Source organism: Actinosynnema sp. (assembly GCF_052038725.1).
The window spans coordinates 1-2,654 of sequence record NZ_JBQGCX010000167.1; the positions used below are offsets into that span (position 1 = coordinate 1).

3 protein-coding genes are annotated in these 2,654 nt (G+C 74.4%); all 3 read left to right on the forward strand.

Translation table 11 applies throughout. The annotated features are described in order from the left end of the window. The coding region (locus ACTUAL_RS03150) for a LysR substrate-binding domain-containing protein (RefSeq protein WP_440899209.1) at nucleotides 1-321 on the forward strand (321 nt) is incomplete at its 5' end. 92 nt (nucleotides 322-413) lie between these two features. Next, nucleotides 414-1,628, forward strand: coding sequence for an LLM class flavin-dependent oxidoreductase (locus tag ACTUAL_RS03155; protein WP_440899210.1), 1,215 nt, complete (start codon nucleotides 414-416; stop codon nucleotides 1,626-1,628). Next, the coding region (locus ACTUAL_RS03160) for an acyl-CoA dehydrogenase family protein (protein ID WP_440899211.1) at nucleotides 1,625-2,654 on the forward strand (1,030 nt) is incomplete at its 3' end. The genes ACTUAL_RS03155 and ACTUAL_RS03160, both read left to right, overlap by 4 nt.

Consider the following 2,654-nt stretch of genomic DNA (forward strand, 5'->3'; position numbering starts at 1 on the left):
TCCGTGCTGACCGGTGAGGGGCACCAGGTGCGGGTGACCGCGCAGTCCACGACGCTGGAGGGGGTGCTGGCCGGAGTCAGGGCCGGGTTGGGGGTGGCGCTGCTGCCCAACGCCGGGTCGCGCCCGCAGGGGCTCGTGGTGTGCTCGGACCTGCCGGAGGCGGGCACGACGCACCTGCGCATGGTGTCGCGGCGCGGGCTGGACGCGGACGTGGAGCGGGCGGCGCTGAGCGCGGGCGTGGACTTCTTCGCGCAGCGGCCCCACTTGCAGCTCGTGCCCGGCGCGGGCGCGCACGGCACGGCGGCGGCGCAGGGCGCGTGATCTTCTTGCCGGGGGCCATAACGCGGCACTATCGGAACCCATCGCGCTCTTGTCTTGGACGCCCGCCGAGACCGGCCCATACGTTCGGTGACGTGACCAGCGCACCCGTCTTCACCCAGCAGATCCCCGACACCGCGGCGCGGGGGGTCGAGTTCATCAGCCTCTCGCACCTGAACCCGTCCACCGAGCTGAACCCGGTTCCCACCAGGGGGATCGACCTCGGCTACTTCCGGAAGTACGTGCGGGCGCTGGAGGACGGCGGCTACGACTACACGCTGCTGCCCTACGGCTCGAACAGCGCCGACTCGTTCGTCGTGGCCTCGGCGGTCGGCCAGCTCACCGAGCGGATCAAGCCGATCGTGGCGCTGCGCCCGAACACCACGTTCCCCCTGGTGGCGGCACAGAAGCTGGCGACGCTGGACCAGCTCACCGAGGGCAGGGCGGTGGTGCACCTGATCTCCGGCGGCAGCGACGCCGAGCAGGCCAGGCAGGGCGACTACCTGCCGAAGGACCGCCGCTACGCGCGCACCGCCGAGTACATCGACCTGCTGCGGCGGGCGTGGGGCGAGCGGGCGCCGTTCAGCCACGAGGGCGAGTTCTACCGGTTCGACGACTTCGGCCCCGGTTTCGCCCCGCACGGCGAGACGATCCCGATCTCCATCGGCGGCCAGTCCGACCAGGCGTTCCAGGTGGGCGGCGAGCAGGCGGACGTGTTCAGCTTCTGGGGCGAGCCGCTGGACGACCTGCGCGGCGAGATCGAGCGGGTGCACGCGATCGCGCGCGCCGCCGGGCGCACGACGTTGCCGAGGATCTGGGTGACGTTCCGGCCGATCGTCGCCGAGACGGACGAACTGGCGTGGCGCAAGGCGCACGAGTACGTGGCGAGGATCGGCGAGACGTTCGCGAAGTCCGCGTACGGCAAGCAGAGTCACCACCGGGACGCGCCGCAGAACGTGGGGTCGCAGCGGGCGCTGTCGTTCGCCGAGCGGTCCGAGCTGTACGACCGGGCGCTGTGGACCAGGACTGCGGCGGTGACGAACGCGGCGGGGGCGTCGACGGCGCTGGTCGGCTCGCCCGAGACGGTGGCGGCGGCGATCCTGGACTACGTGGACCGGGGCGCGGACCTGGTGAGCATCCGGGGGTACGACACGCTCGCGGACGCGGTGGACTACGGCGAGCACGTGCTTCCCCTGGTGCGCCAGGAACTCGCGCACCGCGAGGCGACCGGCACGCGCGGGAAGCTCCAGTCCGAGCACCTGGGCAACTACGGCGAGGACTACCGGCGGTTCGCGGAGGCGGGGCGGTGACGGGGTTCCCGGCGCCCGACCTGTCGGAGGGCGCGCTCGCGGCGGTGACGGCGGAGGTCGCGGCGACCGCCGAGGAGTACGACCGCAGCGGCGCGATCCCGGTGCGGGGCTTGGAGGTCGCGCACCGGGCGGGGTTGCTGACCGCGTCGGTGGCGCGGCGGCACGGTGGTCCGGAGCTGGGGCACCGGGACGTGGCGCGGGTGCTGACCGCGCTGGGCGAGGGTGATCCTTCGGTGGCGCTGATCGCGGCGAACACCCTGGTGGCGCACGCCTCCGAGGCCGCGCGCCCGCACTGGCCGGAGAAGCTGTACGCGGACGTGCTGGAGCGGTCGGCGCGCGGGCCCGCGCCGGTGAACGCGGTGCGGGCCGAGCCGGAGCTGGGCGCGCCCGCGCGCGGCGGGCTGCCCGCGACGACGCTGCGGCGCACCACGTCGGGGTGGGTGCTGAACGGCCGGAAGGCTTACGCCACCGGGGGTTCGGCGCTGGTGTGCCACGTGGTGTGGGTGGTCGCGCAGGAGCCGGGGGTCGAGCCGCCGAGGGTCGGGCACGCGCTGGTCGCGGCGGACCTGCCGGGCATCGAGTGGGTCGAGACGTGGGACCACCTGGGGTTGCGGGCCTCCAACACGCACGACGTGGTGTACCGGGACGTCGAGCTGCCGGAGGAGGCGTTCGTGGAGATCCCGCGCGGCGCGGACGGCCGCTACCGCGATCCGGCCGCGACCACCGGGCCGGGCGGGTTCGCGCACTCGGCGCTGTACGTGGGGGTGGCGCGGGCGGCGCGCGCGGCGTTCGTGGACTTCGCCCGCGCGCGGGTCCCTGCGGGGCTGGGGAGGCCGATCGCGACGACCGAGCGCATCCAGGTGGTGGCCGGGGAGGTCGAGGCGCAGGTCGCGGTGGCGGAGACGCTGCTGCACGGCGCGTTGCGGCGGATCGAGGCCGGGGACGTGTCGGTGCTGCCGCAGTTGCCGGTGAACACGGCGTCGATCGCGCGGGCCGTGGTCGCGGCGGTGCAGACGGCGGTGGCCG